Origin of the sequence: Pseudoneobacillus rhizosphaerae (assembly GCF_917563885.1) — a bacterium.
In the GTDB taxonomy this organism is placed as follows: Bacteria; Bacillota; Bacilli; order Bacillales; family Cytobacillaceae; genus Pseudoneobacillus; species Pseudoneobacillus rhizosphaerae.
Genome location: NZ_CAKJTG010000022.1, coordinates 18,757 through 35,035 on the forward strand (window position 1 = coordinate 18,757; position 16,279 = coordinate 35,035).

The window sequence follows — 16,279 nt, forward strand, 5'->3', positions numbered from 1 at the left end:
GGCTTTACCGTGACAAATCAAACGGATCAGGTAATTAAAGGTGGAAGCTTTTTAATTGAAGATGTTTCAAAAGAGCGAGTTTTTACCCCAGAGGATTTTTCAGATGAGCAATTAATGATTGCTAAGACTACAGAGGATTATGTAGCGAATGAAGTATTACCGCAAATCGAGCATTTAGAAAATCATGAGTTTGATCGCTCTGTAAAATTATTAAAGCAAGCTGGAGAATTAGGATTACTTGGAGCAGACGTGCCGGAAGAATACGGCGGTTTAAGTCTTGATAAAGTTAGTTCTGCTTTAATTGCAGAAAAGATGTCTAGAGCAGGTGGATTTTCAATTTCACATGGTGCTCATGTTGGAATTGGTTCTTTACCGATTGTATTATTCGGAAACGAGTCACAAAAGCAAAAGTACCTACCAGACCTATCCAGCGGTGAGAAGCTAGCTGCTTATGCCTTAACTGAGCCTGGTTCAGGGTCAGATGCACTTGGTGCCCGTACTACTGCTAAGTTAAATGCTGAAGGCACTCATTATGTTTTAAATGGTGAAAAGCAATGGATTACAAATGCAGGCTTTGCTGATGTATTTGTTGTTTATGCTAAAATAGACGGCGAACATTTTTCTGCTTTCATCGTCGAAAGAACCTTCCCTGGTGTATCAACGGGAGCAGAAGAAAAGAAAATGGGTATTAAAAGCTCGTCAACCCGTACATTAATTCTACAAGACGCTCAAATACCTGTTGAGAACTTATTAGGTGAGGCTGGAAAGGGTCACGTTATTGCTTTTAATATATTAAATATTGGTCGTTATAAGCTTGGGGTAGGCGCAGTTGGTGCATCTAAAGGAGCCTTTGAAATTACCGTTAAATATGCAAACCAACGTCAGCAGTTCAAAACTCCAATCTCTCAATTTAACTTAACAAAAGAAAAGCTATCAACTATGGCTTCTAAGCTTTATGCAGCAGAAAGCTCTGTTTACCGTACAGTGGGATTATTTGAAGATCGAATGAGTCGCTTAACTGAAGCAGAAGTAAATGATGGCAAAGAGGTTGCGAAATCCATTGCAGAATATGCCATTGAATGTTCCTTAAACAAAGTGTTTGCCACTGAAACACTTGATTATATTGCGGATGAAGGTGTTCAAATCCATGGCGGATATGGCTTCATGCAAGAATATGAGATTGAAAGAGTATACCGAGATTCTCGTATTAACCGAATTTTTGAAGGTACAAATGAAATCAATCGTTTATTAGTTCCAGGGACATTTGTCCGTAAGGCGATGAAAGGGGAGCTGCCAATCTTCCAAAAAGCATTACAATTACAAGAAGAGCTAATGATGATGATGCCTGAAGAGCCAGGTGATGAGCCATTGGCACAAGAAAAGTACTTAGTCAGAAATGCGAAGAAAATCGGCCTACTCGCTGCAGGTTTAGCAGCTCAAAAGTTTGGCAAGGCGCTTGAAAAGGAACAAGAAATTCTTGTTAATATAGCGGACATCATTTCCAATGCATATGCAATGGAGTCAGCTGTTCTTCGTACGGAAAAAGCAATTGAGAAAAGCGGACTTGAAAAGAACAAGCAAAAACTACTTTATACACAAATTTTCTGTCAGGAAGCATTTAATGAGATTGAACAGCACGCGAAGGAAACATTAGTAGCGACTGAGACAGGGGATACTTTAAGAATGCTAGTGTCAGCATTACGTAAATTTACACGCCACACACCAATTAATGTTATTGCTAAGAAGCGTGAAGCTTCGGAGAAACTAATTTCAGCAGAAAAGTATCTTGTATAAAAATAAGCCTCCCTCTTTTTGGGAGGCTTATTTTTCGTAGGGGTTAATCGTGCCCAAAAAACTGCTGTATAGTGAGGAAACAGTAACGAATGAGGTTTAATAGTTACCCTTTTCTAGTATAAGTGCAGTTTTCGGTAACTAATAGCCTCTAATAGTTACCGTTTTCTAGAAATGGCGAAGATTTCGGTAACTAATAGCCTCTAATAGTTACCGTTTTCTAGTAAAAGTGAAGATTTCGGTAACTAATAGCCTCTAATAGTTACCGTTTTCTAGTAAAAATGAAGATTGCGGTAACTATTAACCTCTAATAGTTACCGTTTTCTTGTGGAAGTGCAGTTTTCGGTAACTAATAGCCTCTAATAGTTACCGTTTTCTTACTTCCGAGCTCTAACCTGAAACAAAAAAAGATGCTTATCGCACCTTTTTTGTATCGAACCATTGATTTAATTTTTCATATAAATAAGGGACTGAATGGAAGGCATATAATTTTTCAATTATTTGACCGTCAATAACAATCAATAAGCAGGGGACACTTTCGATAGAAAGATTGATAGCAAGGTCTGGGGCATAGTTGAGGTTTGCTTGTGCGATAGGGACATGTAGTAGTTCCTCTAAAACGGATAGGATCTTAGAGGCAGTTTGACATGTTCCACAAAGTGGTGTGTACAAATAAATTAACCCAGTATGATTCTTGTTAAGAATCAAAAAAATTTCATCCTGACTAATTTCTTTCATTCCAATTCATCCTTTTTCTAAATGTTCCGAATGTACATCGATGTTTGCAGCCATTAACACTGTAGCTAAGTGGTAACTAGGGGTTGTTGCCACTTCACGAAAGGAGCGGTCAATATATAAATGACCGGCTTCAGGAAATTCCCGCTTAAATTGCTTGCGAAGCTTTTCTCCAGCAGCATCGGCATCGACTAAAATATAGACCTCTTTTTCAAGCAAGGAATCAATAAGTTCATCCATTTTAGAAAGGCTTATTGTACCATTTGTACAGATGATTTCTACAGGTTCTTTCACAATATTTTCAACCTTTTTCTTATCTGAAGTTCCTTCAACAATAATGACTTTGTCGAACATTATGATCACCTATAATATTTAATATTGGTTACAATAAGATATTCCAAAATTGACAAAATGGTGTAGCCTTTCCACTCCAATAATTAAACTATAACATGGTATTTCTTGTATTTATAGTGTTTATATAGACAAGATATGGGTCTGAAATATTTTTTATGACTATTTCAGACCCAAACTTTGTAACCTCTACTAACACCAACCACCATCGTCACAATCTGTATAACGAGCATCTGGTTGATTTGTAGAAGTATAATGTTGAAAAATCCGTTGCTGCTGATCTATTTCGAAATGATGAGACATTTCAAATTGGCTATCTTTTGGCAAAGTAATTTTACCAATCGATTCATTTTCAAGGTATAGTTCGATGGATCCATTTACTAATTTGCCAACAATACGGTCTGTGATATCCAACTTTTGTTGATTTAGTGTCATCTACTCCACCCTTCCTTCTATATTACCATTAGAGTACCCTTCTTTAGTTTATAAAATATAGAAAAATAAGGAAGGTGAATTTAAAAAAGTGTCTCAGGACATCTGAGACACTTGGCTATTCATTAATTAGTCTTCTTTAACCATTTCTTCATATTGTTCTGCACTCATAAGGCTATCCATCTCACCAGAATCAGTAGGCTCAACAAGAATCATCCATGCTTTTTCATATGGAGATTCGTTTACAAATTCTGGGCTATCGCTTAAATCTTCATTAATGGCTACTACTTTACCGCTAATTGGGGCATAAAGCTCAGAAACTGTTTTAACAGATTCAACACTTCCGAATGGCTCATTAGCAGTAACGACGTCACCAACCTCAGGTAGTTCAACAAACACGATGTCACCTAATTCGTGCTGTGCAAAATCAGTGATTCCAATTCGTACTTGTTCCCCTTCAACCTTTACCCACTCATGCTCTTCTGAATAACGTAATTCTTTTGGTGTATTCATCCTAATCCCTCCATAAATATATTTCATCTATCATAAAAATTGATGATATTCAGACTAAAAAAGCATACTTAAAGAATTTGGCCAATCCTTCAACGAACTATAACCATGATTTGGCATAATCTTCTTCTTTATAACCAATCGTTACTTTTTTCCCGTCCGTCAACAGAGGCCGTTTGATTAATCGGCCATTACTGGCTAACAATTCAAGCATCTCATCCTCTGAAAGAGACTTGAGCTTATCCTTTAAGCCTAGCTCACGATACACTTCACCGCTTGTATTAAAAAACTTCTTTAATTCAAAGCGACTTAATTCAAGCATATCCTTTAGTTCTTCCTTAGAAGGTGGTGAATCAAAAATATGTATTTCCTTATAGGTAAGACCATGTGTATCTAACCATTTTTTTGCGTTTCGACAGGTTCCACACTTCGGATACCCGTAAAAGGTTAAACTCAACATTTTCACCATCCATTCGACAACTTTCACTTGAATGGTAGCATATTTTCAAGCTAAAGTGAAACCCAAATAATGAAAAATTACATACATTGTAGAAATTCGACTTACTTCTTAAAAATCCTTCTCTCAAATTAAAATTTTATTACGCTTTTACAATATTTCTAAAGTTTTTCTGAATGTCATTTCCTCTATTTACAAAGTTAACCAGCAAAGATTATGATATTTAGGGGAGCGAAATATTAGGGAGCGAAATAATATGGCATTTTATCAAGAATGGGTAACACAATTTCGAGGCTATAACAGAAACATAAGGCTTGCGTTACTAGGAAGTATATTTATCCAAATCGGTATGGGTATTTTTATGGTCATTTATAACTTTTACGTACGAGAGCTTGGTTATGCAGAAGATGTTAATGGCAAAATTATTTCAATGAATTCTTTAGCAACTGCCTTGATCCTAATACCTGCTGGAATTCTTAGTGACCGATTGGGAAGAAAGAAAGTCATGCTTTTTGGCGCTTTAATAACAGGATTTTTACTAATTTTTAGAAGTATTACTGAAGCACAAAATTTACTAATCCTTTTTGGATTTTTGACAGGTTTAGCAATGGCATTTGTGATGGTATCGGGAATACCTTGGTTAGCTGAAAACTCGACTGATGAACAAAGAGTTCATCTTTTTAGTATTCAGTTTGCTGTAATGACGGGTGCAAATGTTATTGGGAGTATACTTGGTGGAGCATTAACGGATTTATTTTCTCTAGGTTTTACTGAGGTTGAAAGTATTCGTTATACATTACTCATTGGGGCAATTATATTTCTAATCGGTATCATTCCTATGACAAAATTTAAAGAACAACGCAAAACAAGGTTAAAGAATAAAAGCCCTATTAAAGGTCATTTAAAGTTAGAAAAAAATAAATATACAATGATCATTTTGTTCGCGATTCCAGCCCTGCTAATTGGTTTTGGAGCAGGTTTAGTTATTCCATACTTAAACTTGTATTTTTCCGATCGATTTGCGGCATCGAATACTATGATTGGTTTTATTATCTCATTGGGGCAAGCAGCCACAGCTATCGCGATCATTATTGGTCCATTAGTTGTTAGAAAAGTAGGTGAGGTGAAGGCCGTCGTCATCTTGCAGCTTTTATCATTGCCATTTTTATTACTTACGGCCTTTACGGAACATTTATGGCTGGCAGCGGTTGGATTTTTGTTTAGGCAAGCCTTGATGAATGCAGGGAATCCAATTCAATCATCTCTAATGATGTCGATGGTTGATGATTCTGTTAAAGGGTTAGCGAACTCGGTAAACCAAATGGTATTTAACCTTGGCTGGGCAGTAATGGGGCCAGTATCTACTGGTATTGTTCTTAAATATGGGACCTATTGGGGATATGCGACTGTCTTTACGATAACGGCATCATTATATCTTATCGGTTCGATTTATTATTTTATCGTGTTTAGTAAATTAAATAGCGAAAGAAAGCTGAGGACTGCCTCCTAAATTTGACATATTTCTCGGGAAATGTTTAATTATTGCCGAATTTAGGTATTTTGTCGAATGTTTAGAAAATTTAAAATAATGCTTGCGGAACAAAATTTCATGTGGTAAGATTCGAATTAATTTAACAGCACGAAAGTTTAAACACATCTAAAGCCATGACAATTTAATATTTCTTATCAAGAGAGGTGGAGGGACTGGCCCTATGATACCCGGCAACCGGTTTGTTTTACACGGTGCTAAATCCAGCAGAGATAAAACTCTGGAAGATAAGAAGAGATGATAATTTACCTCTTCTACTTGAAGAGGTTTTTTTATTCTCTTCGAAAAATTTGAGGATTGGGAGAGATGTACATGAGTGGGAAGAAAAATTATCGTTTGGAAACTTTAGGTGTGCATGGAGGACTAAAGCCGGATCCAGTTACAGGGGCAAGAGCCGTTCCTATTTATCAAAACAATGCCTATCAATTCCAAAGCACGGAGCATGCAGCTAACCTTTTTGCTCTTAAAGAAGCTGGCTACATATACACAAGAATACACAATCCGACAGTTACTGTTTTTGAAGAAAGAGTTGCGCTTTTAGAAGGAGGAGTAGGAGCATTAGCTGTTTCGAGTGGGATGGCGGCAATTACTCTTGCTATTTTAAATATTGCACAAGCTGGAGATGAGATTGTTTCAGCATCAACTCTTTATGGTGGTACTTATAATCTATTTGCAACAACTCTTCCGAAGTATGGGATTAAAGTAACTTTTGTTGATCCCGATGATCCTGAGAACTTCAAAGCCGCCATTACTGACAAAACAAAGGCAATTTTTGCGGAAACTATTGGGAATCCATCCTTAAGAGTTTTAGATATAGAGAAGGTTTCTGATATTGCACACGCTGCAGGCATCCCGTTAATTATTGATAACACATTTGCAACACCTTACCTTTGCAGACCAATTGAACATGGTGCAGATATTGTTATTCACTCTGCCACGAAATGGCTGTTAGGTAATGGAACAACATTAGGGGGAGTCATTGTCGATGGAGGTAAGTTTGATTGGAATTCACCGAAATTCCCAGGGTTCATTGAACCTGATCCAAGTTACCATAATTTAGTTTATAGTGAAGCACTCGGCTCGGTAGCCTTTATTATCAAGGCAAGGGTTCAGTTGTTACGTGATCTTGGTCCATCCTTAAGTCCACAAAATGCATTCCAATTTACTCTTGGTTTAGAAACACTACATGTAAGGATGAAAGAACATATAGCCAACACTAAAGAAATACTAGGCTATTTACAGCAACATCCTGCCATTGAGTGGATTTCGTATCCGGGTCAGGAGGATCATCCTGATTATGAACTAACTGATAAATATTTGCCGAAGGGAGCGGGGGCTGTTGTTGTCTTTGGTATTAAAGGCGGACGGGAGGCTGGAGCGAAATTAATTGATTCATTAGAGCTATGGGCACATGTAGCTAATGTGGGGGATGCAAAGAGCTTAATCATTCATCCTGCTAGTACCACTCACCAGCAGTTAGACGAAGAAGGATTGATTGCCTCAGGAGTGACAGAGGATTTAATACGGATATCAGTTGGTATCGAGAATGTAGAAGACTTAATAGAAGACCTGGAACAGGCGATTGAAAAAGCAACAGGCATTCGCTCCATTGCTATTAATGTATAGCTATATTGAAGAAGCCTAGTTTTTATTAGCTGATAAAAGCGCCTATAGAATTTAGATTAAGCGCTGTTTTTCGTTAAGATTCCCAGAAAATTATTGTCGAAAAACATATTGACGCTCCACCTTATCCGTGTTACGATAACTTTCGTGATTATAAAAAGTACTTACACGCTTTAACGTGTTAATTAAATATATTGTTTTACTCTTATCAAGAGAGGTGGAGGGAAGTGCCCTATGAAGCCCGGCAACCGTCAATGTTTTGCATTGAAATGGTGCCAATTCACACAAAGTGTATGCTTTGGGAGATGAGAGAAAGGGAAATCATATGATTATGCCTTTCTGCTCCTATGTGCAGAAAGGCATTTTTTTGTAAAAATAACATCATTTCATTTTTGTAAGGAATGATTTTAAGTAAACAACCTAAACCTATATTTAACGGTTAAGTACTAATAATGTTATACGGAAATAAAGTGGGGTGAAAAGTCATGATTTCAATTAAAAATGTTCAAAAGATATATGCATCCAAGCAAGGTCAAGTAAAAGCAGTGGATGATGTCAATATAGAGATAACTGAAGGGGAAATATTCGGTGTAATTGGGTATAGTGGCGCTGGTAAAAGCACATTAATCCGAATGTTAAATGGGTTAGAAATTCCTTCTGATGGAACGATTACCGTTGCAAACCGTGTTGTTTCAAAAATTAAAGGCCGTTCACTAAGGCAGGCACGTCAAGAAATTAGTATGATTTTTCAGCATTTTAATTTACTTTGGTCGAGAACAGTTAAAGAAAATATCGCTTTTCCGCTTGAAATTGCTGGAATAGATAAAGCTGAACGAACGAATAGAGTGAATGAGTTAATCAAACTTGTTGGGCTTGAAGGTCGTGAAAATGCATATCCATCAGAATTAAGTGGTGGTCAAAAACAAAGAGTGGGAATTGCTAGAGCATTAGCTAACAATCCAAAGGTTCTCTTATGTGATGAAGCTACTTCAGCGTTAGACCCTCAAACAACAGACAGTATATTAGATTTATTAGTTGATATTAATAAACGACTTGGATTAACAATTGTCTTGATTACACATGAAATGCATGTTATTCAAAAAATTTGCCATCGAGTAGCTGTGATGGAAGCCGGAAGAATTGTTGAGCTAGGTTCCGTGTTAGAGGTGTTCAAAAATCCTCAACAACCCATTACTAAAAGATTTGTCCAACAGGTCACAGAGCCAGAAGAAACAAAGGAAACGGCGGATCATCTTATCGAACGTTTTCCAAAAGGTAAGATCGTTCAATTGACATTTGTTGGAGAAGCAACAGAGCAACCACTTATCACGAATTTAATCCGTCACCACGAAGTGACCGTAAATATTTTACAAGGCAAGATTAATCAAACACAAAACGGTTCTTACGGGACATTATTTGTTCATTTAGATGGAGACATTAAAGAAATTACTAGAGCCATCGAGTACATTCGCTCACAATTAGTTGGGGTGGAGGTGTTAACGAATGCTTGAACAATTTTTTCCAAATGTGAAATGGGATCGAATGTGGGAAGCGACTACTGAAACGCTTTACATGACAAGCATTTCGGTGATAGCGACTTTTATATTAGGTATCATATTAGGATTATTATTATTCTTAACTTCAAAAGGTAATATATGGGAAAATAAACCGATTAATACAATCATAAGTGCCATTGTAAATATATTTAGATCGATACCGTTTATCCTCTTAATAGTATTACTAATTCCGTTTACTAAATTAATTGTAGGATCCATGATAGGTGAAAATGCAGCCTTACCTGCCTTGATTATTGGGGCTGCTCCGTTTTATGCACGTATGGTTGAAATAGGGTTACGGGAAATTGATAAAGGTGTTATTGAGGCCGCTAAATCAATGGGGGCAAAGACAAGCACAATTATATTAAAAGTGTTACTTCCTGAATCGATGCCAGCCTTAGTGTCTGGTATTACAGTAACAGCTATTTCTTTAGTAAGCTTTACCGCCATGGCGGGTGTGATTGGAGCTGGGGGCTTAGGAAATCTAGCCTATCTTGAAGGGTTCCAACGTGGCCGGTTTGATGTTACGCTCATGGCCACTGTTGTCATTTTAGTAATTGTATTTATTATTCAATTCGTTGGTGATTATATCACCACTAAATTAGATAAAAGATAAAAGGAGAGAGATTAGAAATGAAAAAATGGGTAAAAGTAGTTTTTATGTTAGTAATAGCACTTGTGCTTGCAGCTTGTGGGACTAGTAAAGAAAATACAAAAGGTGGAAATGGCGATAATGCTACAAAGAAATTAGTTGTTGGTGCCTCAAACGTACCTCATGCTGAGATTCTTGAAGAAGCAAAGCCGCTATTAGAAGAAAAAGGAATCGAATTAGAAATCGTACCTTTCCAAGATTATGTTTTACCAAATCAAGCTTTAAATGGAAAAGAATTAGATGCAAACTATTTCCAACACATTCCTTATTTAAATGCTCAAATGGCTGAGAATGGATATGATTTTGTCAATGCAGGTGGAATTCATATCGAACCAATAGGTGTATATTCACAAAAGTATAAGAGTTTAGATGAATTACCTGATGGCGCACATATTATCGTGAGTAGCTCTGTTGCAGATCATGGTCGAATTCTGACTATGTTAGAAAAAAAAGGTCTAATTACTTTAAAAGAGGGTATTGAAAAAACAACAGCAACTGTTGACGATATTATTGAAAACCCAAAGAATCTAAACTTTGATGCAGAATATGAGGCAGCTTTACTTCCTCAAATCTACAACAACGGCGAAGGAGATGCTGTATTAATCAACTCTAACTATGCAATTGATGCTGGATTAAATCCAATTGAAGATTCTATTGCGATTGAAGAAAGCGATTCTCCATATGTAAATGTTATTGCCGTTCGTTCTGGTGATGAATCAAGAGAAGAAATTAAAGCATTAATAGAAGTATTACGTTCTGAAGAAATTCAAAATTTCATTCTTGAAAAATATAAAGGTGCTGTAGTACCTGTTAAGGAATAAAAAAGCAGAAAACCTGTCCTTTTTGGGACAGGTTATTTTTTTTTACATATAATAAGGAAGAGATATGAATATGGTGGAAAATCTTTAAGGCTGTTACATGAAATAGATTGCCGATGAGGAAACTAGGACGAGAAATGAACGCTAAAAAATTCTCTAAAAATTGATATATATCAATGTTATTATCAACAATTTTTATTAACATTATGTTCATAGTGTAAATATGCTTTAAAGGTTGCTAACAGATTCTATTTGTTATAAGATTGTAATGAGAATAAAATGAGAATGAAGTTTGATAACCTTAACGGTTATTAGATATAAACTTTGTTTATTTCGGAGGTATAAATATGGCAGGGTCAACTTTAACGATTAAAGAATTACATGTTGAGATCGATGGGAAAGAAATTTTAAAGGGTGTAAACCTAGAGGTTAAGGGTGGAGAAATTCACGCCATCATGGGACCAAATGGTACAGGTAAATCAACACTTTCGTCTGCTATTATGGGACATCCAAAATATGAAGTAACTAGCGGAAGTATTGCATTAGATGAGCAAGATGTTCTTGAAATGGAAGTAGACGAGCGTGCTCGCGCAGGTCTATTCTTAGCAATGCAATACCCAAGTGAAATTAATGGGGTAACAAATGCGGACTTCTTACGCTCTGCTTTAAATGCAAAGCTTGGAGAAGGAAATGAAATTTCATTAATGAAATTTATCCGTACAATGGATAAGCAAATGGATTTCCTTGAAATGGATCAAGATATGGCTCAACGTTACCTTAACGAAGGTTTCTCTGGTGGAGAGAAAAAGCGTAACGAAATTCTTCAATTAATGATGTTACAACCGAAAATTGCCATTCTAGATGAAATCGATTCAGGTTTAGATATCGATGCACTAAAAGTTGTATCTAAAGGAATCAACGAAATGCGTGGGGAAGAGTTTGGTTGCTTAATCATCACTCATTATCAACGCTTATTAGATTATATTACTCCTGATTTTGTCCATGTAATGATGCAAGGACGAATCGTGAAGTCAGGTGGCCCTGAGCTTGCACAACGCTTAGAAGCAGAAGGATATGACTGGATTAAACAAGAACTAGGAATTGAAGACGAAACCGTTGGGCAAGAAGCATAAGCGTTAGGGGGATTTTTCATGACTATTGATACAAAATTACCATTTGATCAAGAGTATGTAGTTAATTTTTCAAAAGAAAATAGCGAACCTGCTTGGTTAAGTGAACTTAGAATAAATGCATTAGCTAGTGCTGAACAATTGCCGTTACCAAAGCCTGATAAAACAAAAATTAATAAATGGAATTTCACACAATTTGATAGCCATGTTGTGAAAAGTGAAATTTATCAATCATTATCAGAGTTACCAGAGCAGGCTAAAGCATTGGTGGATATGGACGCAACTAACCAGTCCCTATACATCCAACGCAATACAACACCAGCTTTCTTAACCATTTCTGAGGAGTTAAAAGCAAATGGAGTTATTTTCACAGACATCTTCACTGCTGCTAGAGAACATGGAGATTTACTACAAAAGTATTTCATGAAGAATGGTGTAAAAGTTGATGAGCATAAACTTACAGCTTTACATGCAGCATTAATGAATGGTGGTATCTTCCTTTATGTTCCGAAGAATGTAGAAGTTAAAGAACCAATTCAAGCTATTTTTGTGCATGATGATGCTTCATTAAATCTATTTAACCATGTAATCGTGGTTGTTGAGGACAATAGTAAAGTGACTTATGTTGAAAACTATGTGTCTACTGTAGATTCAGCAAATGGTATCTTTAACATTGTGACTGAAGTAATTGCCAATCCAAATTCTAAAGTGCAATACGGTGCGGTAGATACATTAGCTAAAGGGATTACCACTTATGTTAATCGTCGTGGCGTAGCTAATAAGGATGCACGAATTGAATGGGCATTAGGATTAATGAATGATGGCAATACGATTTCAGAAAATACAACTAATCTAATGGGCGATGGATCGTTTGGCGATACGAAAACAGTTGTAGTTGGACGTGGCGAACAGGTTCAGAACTTTACAACTAGTGTTGTTCATTTCGGTAAGCATTCTGAAGGATATATTTTGAAGCACGGAGTAATGAAGGACTCAGCAACTTCTATTTTTAATGGGATTGGAAAAATTGAACATGGTGCTTCTAAGTCTAATGCAGAGCAAGAGTCTCGAGTATTAATGCTTAGTGAAAAAGCACGTGGTGATGCAAATCCAATTCTTCTTATCGATGAAGATGATGTAACGGCTGGTCACGCTGCTTCAGTTGGTCGTGTTGACCCATTACAGCTTTACTATTTAATGAGCAGAGGTATTCCTAAAACAGAAGCAGAGCGTCTTGTTATTCATGGATTCTTAGCTCCTGTGGTGCAAGCTCTACCAATTGAAGGAGTAAAAAAACAATTAACTGCAGTAATTGAAAGGAAAGTAAAGTAATGGATATCCTCGATATTCGTAAACAATTTCCGATTTTACATCAAGAAGTTAATGGCCATCCACTCGTCTATTTAGATAGTGCAGCAACTTCTCAAAAACCGATTCAGGTCATTGAAGCGTTGGAAAAATATTATCGTGAATATAATTCCAATGTGCACCGCGGTGTTCACACACTAGGTACAAGAGCTACTGATGGTTATGAAGGTGCACGTGAAAAGGTTCGAAAATTTATAAACGCTAAGTCTACAGAGGAAATTATCTTCACTCGTGGAACGACGACAGCTATAAATACAGTTGCAGCAAGCTATGGTGCCGCTAATCTTAAAGAAGGCGATGAAATCGTCATCTCCCATATGGAGCATCATAGTAATATTATTCCATGGCAACAAATTGCTAAAAAAACAGGAGCACAGTTAAAGTATTTACCTTTACAAGAGGATGGCACGATTTCTCTAGAGGATGTACGAGCGACAGTCAACTCCAATACAAAAATTGTTTCCATCATGCAAGTTTCCAACGTTTTAGGTGTTATTAATCCGATTAAGGAAATTGCTAAGATTGCTCATGAAAATGGAGCGATTATGGTCGTTGATGGTGCTCAAAGTGCACCTCATATGAAAATTGATGTTCAGGATTTAGATTGTGATTTCTTTGCTTTCTCTGGTCATAAAATGTGTGCTCCTACCGGAATTGGTGCATTATATGGAAAAAAAAGTCTATTAGAAAAAATGGAGCCTATCGAATATGGCGGCGAAATGATCGACTTTGTTGAATTATACGATTCAACATGGAAAGAGCTTCCATGGAAGTTCGAAGGTGGTACACCGATTATTGCTGGCGCGATTGGATTAGGCGCTGCCATCGACTTTTTAGAGCAAGTTGGCTTAGAGCATATTGCTGAGCATGAACATAAACTAGCAGCATATGCGATGGAAAAAATGTCGACTATTGAAGGGATTTCAATCTTTGGTCCTCAAGATCCAGCTAAACGTGCAGGTCTTGTTACCTTCAATATAAGCGATGTCCATCCGCATGATGTAGCAACCGTTTTGGACGCAGAAGGAATAGCTGTCCGGGCTGGCCACCATTGCGCTCAACCACTAATGAGATGGTTGAAGCAATCGGCGACTGCTAGAGCAAGCTTCTACCTATACAATACGGAAGAAGAGATCGATAAGCTTGTAGCTGGGCTTATCAAAACAAAGGAGTACTTTAGCGATGTCTTTTAATAATTTAGATTCTTTATATCGGCAGGTTATTATGGATCATTATAAAAATCCTCGAAACAAAGGTGTACTTGAGGATGGAAACTTGACGATTAATATGAATAACCCAACTTGTGGTGATCGGATTCAATTATCGATGAATGTGGTGGATGGGATTGTGACTGATGCCAAGTTCGAAGGTGAAGGCTGCTCCATCTCCATGTCCTCTGCATCTATGATGACCCAAGCGATTAAAGGTAAAAATATAAACGATGCGATAAAGTTATCAAGTGTCTTTTCGAATATGATGCAAGGGAAAGAATATGAGGATGATCTTGATCTTGGTGATATCGAGGCACTACAAGGTGTATCCAAGTTCCCAGCAAGAATTAAATGTGCAACCTTAGCCTGGAAGGCAATGGAAAAAGGGCTGAAGGAAGAGGAACAATCATAAAACGCGGGAATTTATTCCCTCGTTTTTAGAAGGAGGAATTTGAAGATGGCAAAAAAAGCGCCTGAAATCGGTGATTATAAATATGGCTTCCACGACAAAGATGTTTCGATTTTCCGCTCAAAACGCGGATTAACGAAAGAAATAGTTGAAGAAATTTCGAAGATGAAGAGTGAACCGCAATGGATGTTAGACTTCCGTCTAAAATCATTGGAGTTATTTTATAGCATGCCAATGCCACAATGGGGCGGCGATATGGCTTCCTTGAACTTTGAGGAAATTACGTATTACGTAAAACCATCTGAAAAGACAGAAAAGTCATGGGATGAGGTTCCAGAAGAAATTAAGGCTACCTTCGATAAACTTGGTATTCCTGAAGCGGAACAAAAATATTTAGCTGGTGTTTCGGCTCAGTATGAATCCGAGGTTGTTTACCATAACATGCAGGAAGACCTTGTCGCTCTAGGTATCGTATTTAAGGATACGGATTCTGCTCTTAAGGAAAACGAAGATATTTTCCGCGAGCATTGGGCAAAGGTTATTCCGCCAACGGATAATAAGTTTGCTGCTTTAAACTCAGCGGTTTGGTCTGGTGGATCATTCATTTATGTTCCAAAGGGAGTAAAAGTGGAAACACCTTTACAAGCCTATTTCCGTATTAACTCAGAAAATATGGGTCAATTTGAGCGTACCTTAATCATTGTTGATGAGGGAGCACATGTACACTATGTTGAAGGATGTACAGCACCTGTTTATACAACAAACTCACTACACAGTGCGGTAGTTGAAATCATCATTAAAAAGGATGCTTACTGCCGTTATACAACGATTCAAAACTGGGCAAACAATGTTTATAATCTTGTAACGAAGCGTGCGGTTTGTGAAGCACATGCAACAATGGAATGGGTTGATGGAAACATCGGATCTAAGCTGACAATGAAGTACCCAGCTGTTATTCTAAAAGGCGAAGGTGCTCGTGGAATGACTTTATCTATTGCAATTGCAGGTAAAGGTCAGCATCAGGATGCTGGAGCTAAAATGACTCACTTAGCACCAAATACTTCTTCTACGATTGTTTCAAAGTCTATTTCAAAGCATGGTGGTAAGGTAACCTATCGTGGTATCGTTCATTTTGGACGTAAAGCGGATGGGGCTCGTTCAAATATTGAGTGTGATACGTTAATTATGGATAATCAATCTACATCTGATACGATTCCATATAACGAAATCTTAAATGACAACATTTCTTTAGAGCATGAAGCAAAAGTATCAAAGGTATCAGAAGAACAATTATTCTACCTAATGAGCCGTGGTATTTCTGAACAAGAAGCAACAGAAATGATTGTTATGGGCTTCATCGAGCCATTTACGAAAGAACTTCCGATGGAATATGCTGTTGAAATGAACCGTCTGATCAAGTTCGAAATGGAAGGGTCAATCGGTTAATTTATCAAAGCCTTGAGGGATTTCTTTTCATCGTAAATCTATGAGCGTACTGATTAGATACTATCTTTTCGTGTAGGAGACGAACTTTTTAGTTCGTCTCTTTTAATATGGAGAAATGATTATATGAAAAGTCATTGTTGCGAGTAAGCATCAATGGCTTTTTTGCATTTTAGTAAACAGGATTATATTTACTTGCCAAGCTAAATAGTAACAAGTAGATAGGAAACGAAAAGAGACTATA

Annotated in this window: 16 protein-coding genes and 2 riboswitches; of the genes, 11 read left to right on the forward strand and 5 right to left on the reverse strand. The window is 37.1% G+C overall.

What is annotated here, in order from left to right:
- The first annotated feature begins 9 nt into the window (after positions 1–9).
- A complete protein-coding gene (locus LRP83_RS16960) occupies positions 10–1,794 on the forward strand; it encodes an acyl-CoA dehydrogenase FadE (RefSeq protein WP_230497883.1) in 1,785 nt (594 codons plus the stop codon).
- Between the two features lie 411 nt (positions 1,795–2,205).
- On the opposite strand, the gene LRP83_RS16965 is transcribed toward LRP83_RS16960, so the two are convergent.
- From LRP83_RS16965 to LRP83_RS16985, 5 genes are all read right to left on the reverse strand, one after another.
- Positions 2,206–2,529, reverse strand: coding sequence for a thioredoxin family protein (locus tag LRP83_RS16965; RefSeq protein WP_230497884.1), 324 nt, complete (start codon positions 2,527–2,529; stop codon positions 2,206–2,208).
- Positions 2,530–2,535: 6 nt separating this feature from the next.
- A complete protein-coding gene (locus LRP83_RS16970) occupies positions 2,536–2,886 on the reverse strand; it encodes a toprim domain-containing protein (RefSeq protein ID WP_230497947.1) in 351 nt (116 codons plus the stop codon).
- A gap of 183 nt (positions 2,887–3,069) precedes the next feature.
- Complete coding sequence (locus LRP83_RS16975; protein WP_230497885.1) at positions 3,070–3,312, reverse strand: YusG family protein; 243 nt, start codon at positions 3,310–3,312, stop codon at positions 3,070–3,072.
- A gap of 126 nt (positions 3,313–3,438) precedes the next feature.
- Complete coding sequence (gene gcvH, locus LRP83_RS16980) at positions 3,439–3,822, reverse strand: glycine cleavage system protein GcvH (protein ID WP_230497886.1); 384 nt, start codon at positions 3,820–3,822, stop codon at positions 3,439–3,441.
- A gap of 97 nt (positions 3,823–3,919) precedes the next feature.
- Positions 3,920–4,276, reverse strand: coding sequence for an arsenate reductase family protein (locus LRP83_RS16985; protein WP_230497948.1), 357 nt, complete (start codon positions 4,274–4,276; stop codon positions 3,920–3,922).
- 256 nt (positions 4,277–4,532) lie between these two features.
- Here LRP83_RS16985 and LRP83_RS16990 point away from each other — a divergent pair, with 256 nt between their 5' ends.
- The 10 genes from LRP83_RS16990 to sufB all read left to right on the forward strand — a co-directional run bounded on the left by LRP83_RS16990 (position 4,533) and on the right by sufB (position 16,038).
- A complete protein-coding gene (locus LRP83_RS16990) occupies positions 4,533–5,786 on the forward strand; it encodes an MFS transporter (protein ID WP_230497887.1) in 1,254 nt (417 codons plus the stop codon).
- A gap of 170 nt (positions 5,787–5,956) precedes the next feature.
- Positions 5,957–6,059: riboswitch (SAM riboswitch) on the forward strand.
- A 78-nt stretch (positions 6,060–6,137) separates the two neighbouring features.
- A complete protein-coding gene (locus tag LRP83_RS16995; protein ID WP_230497888.1) occupies positions 6,138–7,451 on the forward strand; it encodes an O-acetylhomoserine aminocarboxypropyltransferase/cysteine synthase family protein in 1,314 nt (437 codons plus the stop codon).
- A 199-nt stretch (positions 7,452–7,650) separates the two neighbouring features.
- Positions 7,651–7,760, forward strand: a riboswitch (SAM riboswitch).
- Between the two features lie 173 nt (positions 7,761–7,933).
- A complete protein-coding gene (locus tag LRP83_RS17000; RefSeq protein ID WP_230497889.1) occupies positions 7,934–8,959 on the forward strand; it encodes a methionine ABC transporter ATP-binding protein in 1,026 nt (341 codons plus the stop codon).
- Entirely contained in the window at positions 8,952–9,620 is a 669-nt protein-coding gene (locus LRP83_RS17005; protein ID WP_230497890.1) for a methionine ABC transporter permease, read from the forward strand. Before LRP83_RS17000 ends, LRP83_RS17005 begins: the two co-directional genes overlap by 8 nt.
- 17 nt (positions 9,621–9,637) lie before the next feature.
- Positions 9,638–10,477 carry a MetQ/NlpA family ABC transporter substrate-binding protein gene (locus LRP83_RS17010; protein ID WP_230497891.1) on the forward strand — a complete coding sequence of 280 codons (840 nt, stop codon included), beginning with the start codon at positions 9,638–9,640 and terminating at the stop codon, positions 10,475–10,477.
- A gap of 344 nt (positions 10,478–10,821) precedes the next feature.
- Positions 10,822–11,607 carry a Fe-S cluster assembly ATPase SufC gene (gene sufC, locus LRP83_RS17015; RefSeq protein WP_230497892.1) on the forward strand — a complete coding sequence of 262 codons (786 nt, stop codon included), beginning with the start codon at positions 10,822–10,824 and terminating at the stop codon, positions 11,605–11,607.
- An 18-nt stretch (positions 11,608–11,625) separates the two neighbouring features.
- On the forward strand, positions 11,626–12,936 hold the full coding sequence (gene sufD / locus LRP83_RS17020; RefSeq protein WP_230497893.1) for a Fe-S cluster assembly protein SufD: 1,311 nt from the start codon (positions 11,626–11,628) through the stop codon (positions 12,934–12,936).
- Entirely contained in the window at positions 12,936–14,165 is a 1,230-nt protein-coding gene (locus LRP83_RS17025) for a cysteine desulfurase (protein WP_230497894.1), read from the forward strand. The genes sufD and LRP83_RS17025 overlap by 1 nt, the downstream gene beginning before the upstream one ends.
- Positions 14,155–14,595 (forward strand): Fe-S cluster assembly sulfur transfer protein SufU, encoded by a 441-nt coding sequence (gene sufU / locus LRP83_RS17030; protein WP_230497895.1) that lies wholly within the window; start codon positions 14,155–14,157, stop codon positions 14,593–14,595. Before LRP83_RS17025 ends, sufU begins: the two co-directional genes overlap by 11 nt.
- Positions 14,596–14,640: 45 nt before the next feature.
- Positions 14,641–16,038, forward strand: a complete 1,398-nt coding sequence (sufB, locus tag LRP83_RS17035) for a Fe-S cluster assembly protein SufB (RefSeq protein WP_230497896.1) — start codon at positions 14,641–14,643, stop codon at positions 16,036–16,038.
- The last annotated feature ends 241 nt before the right edge of the window (positions 16,039–16,279 follow it).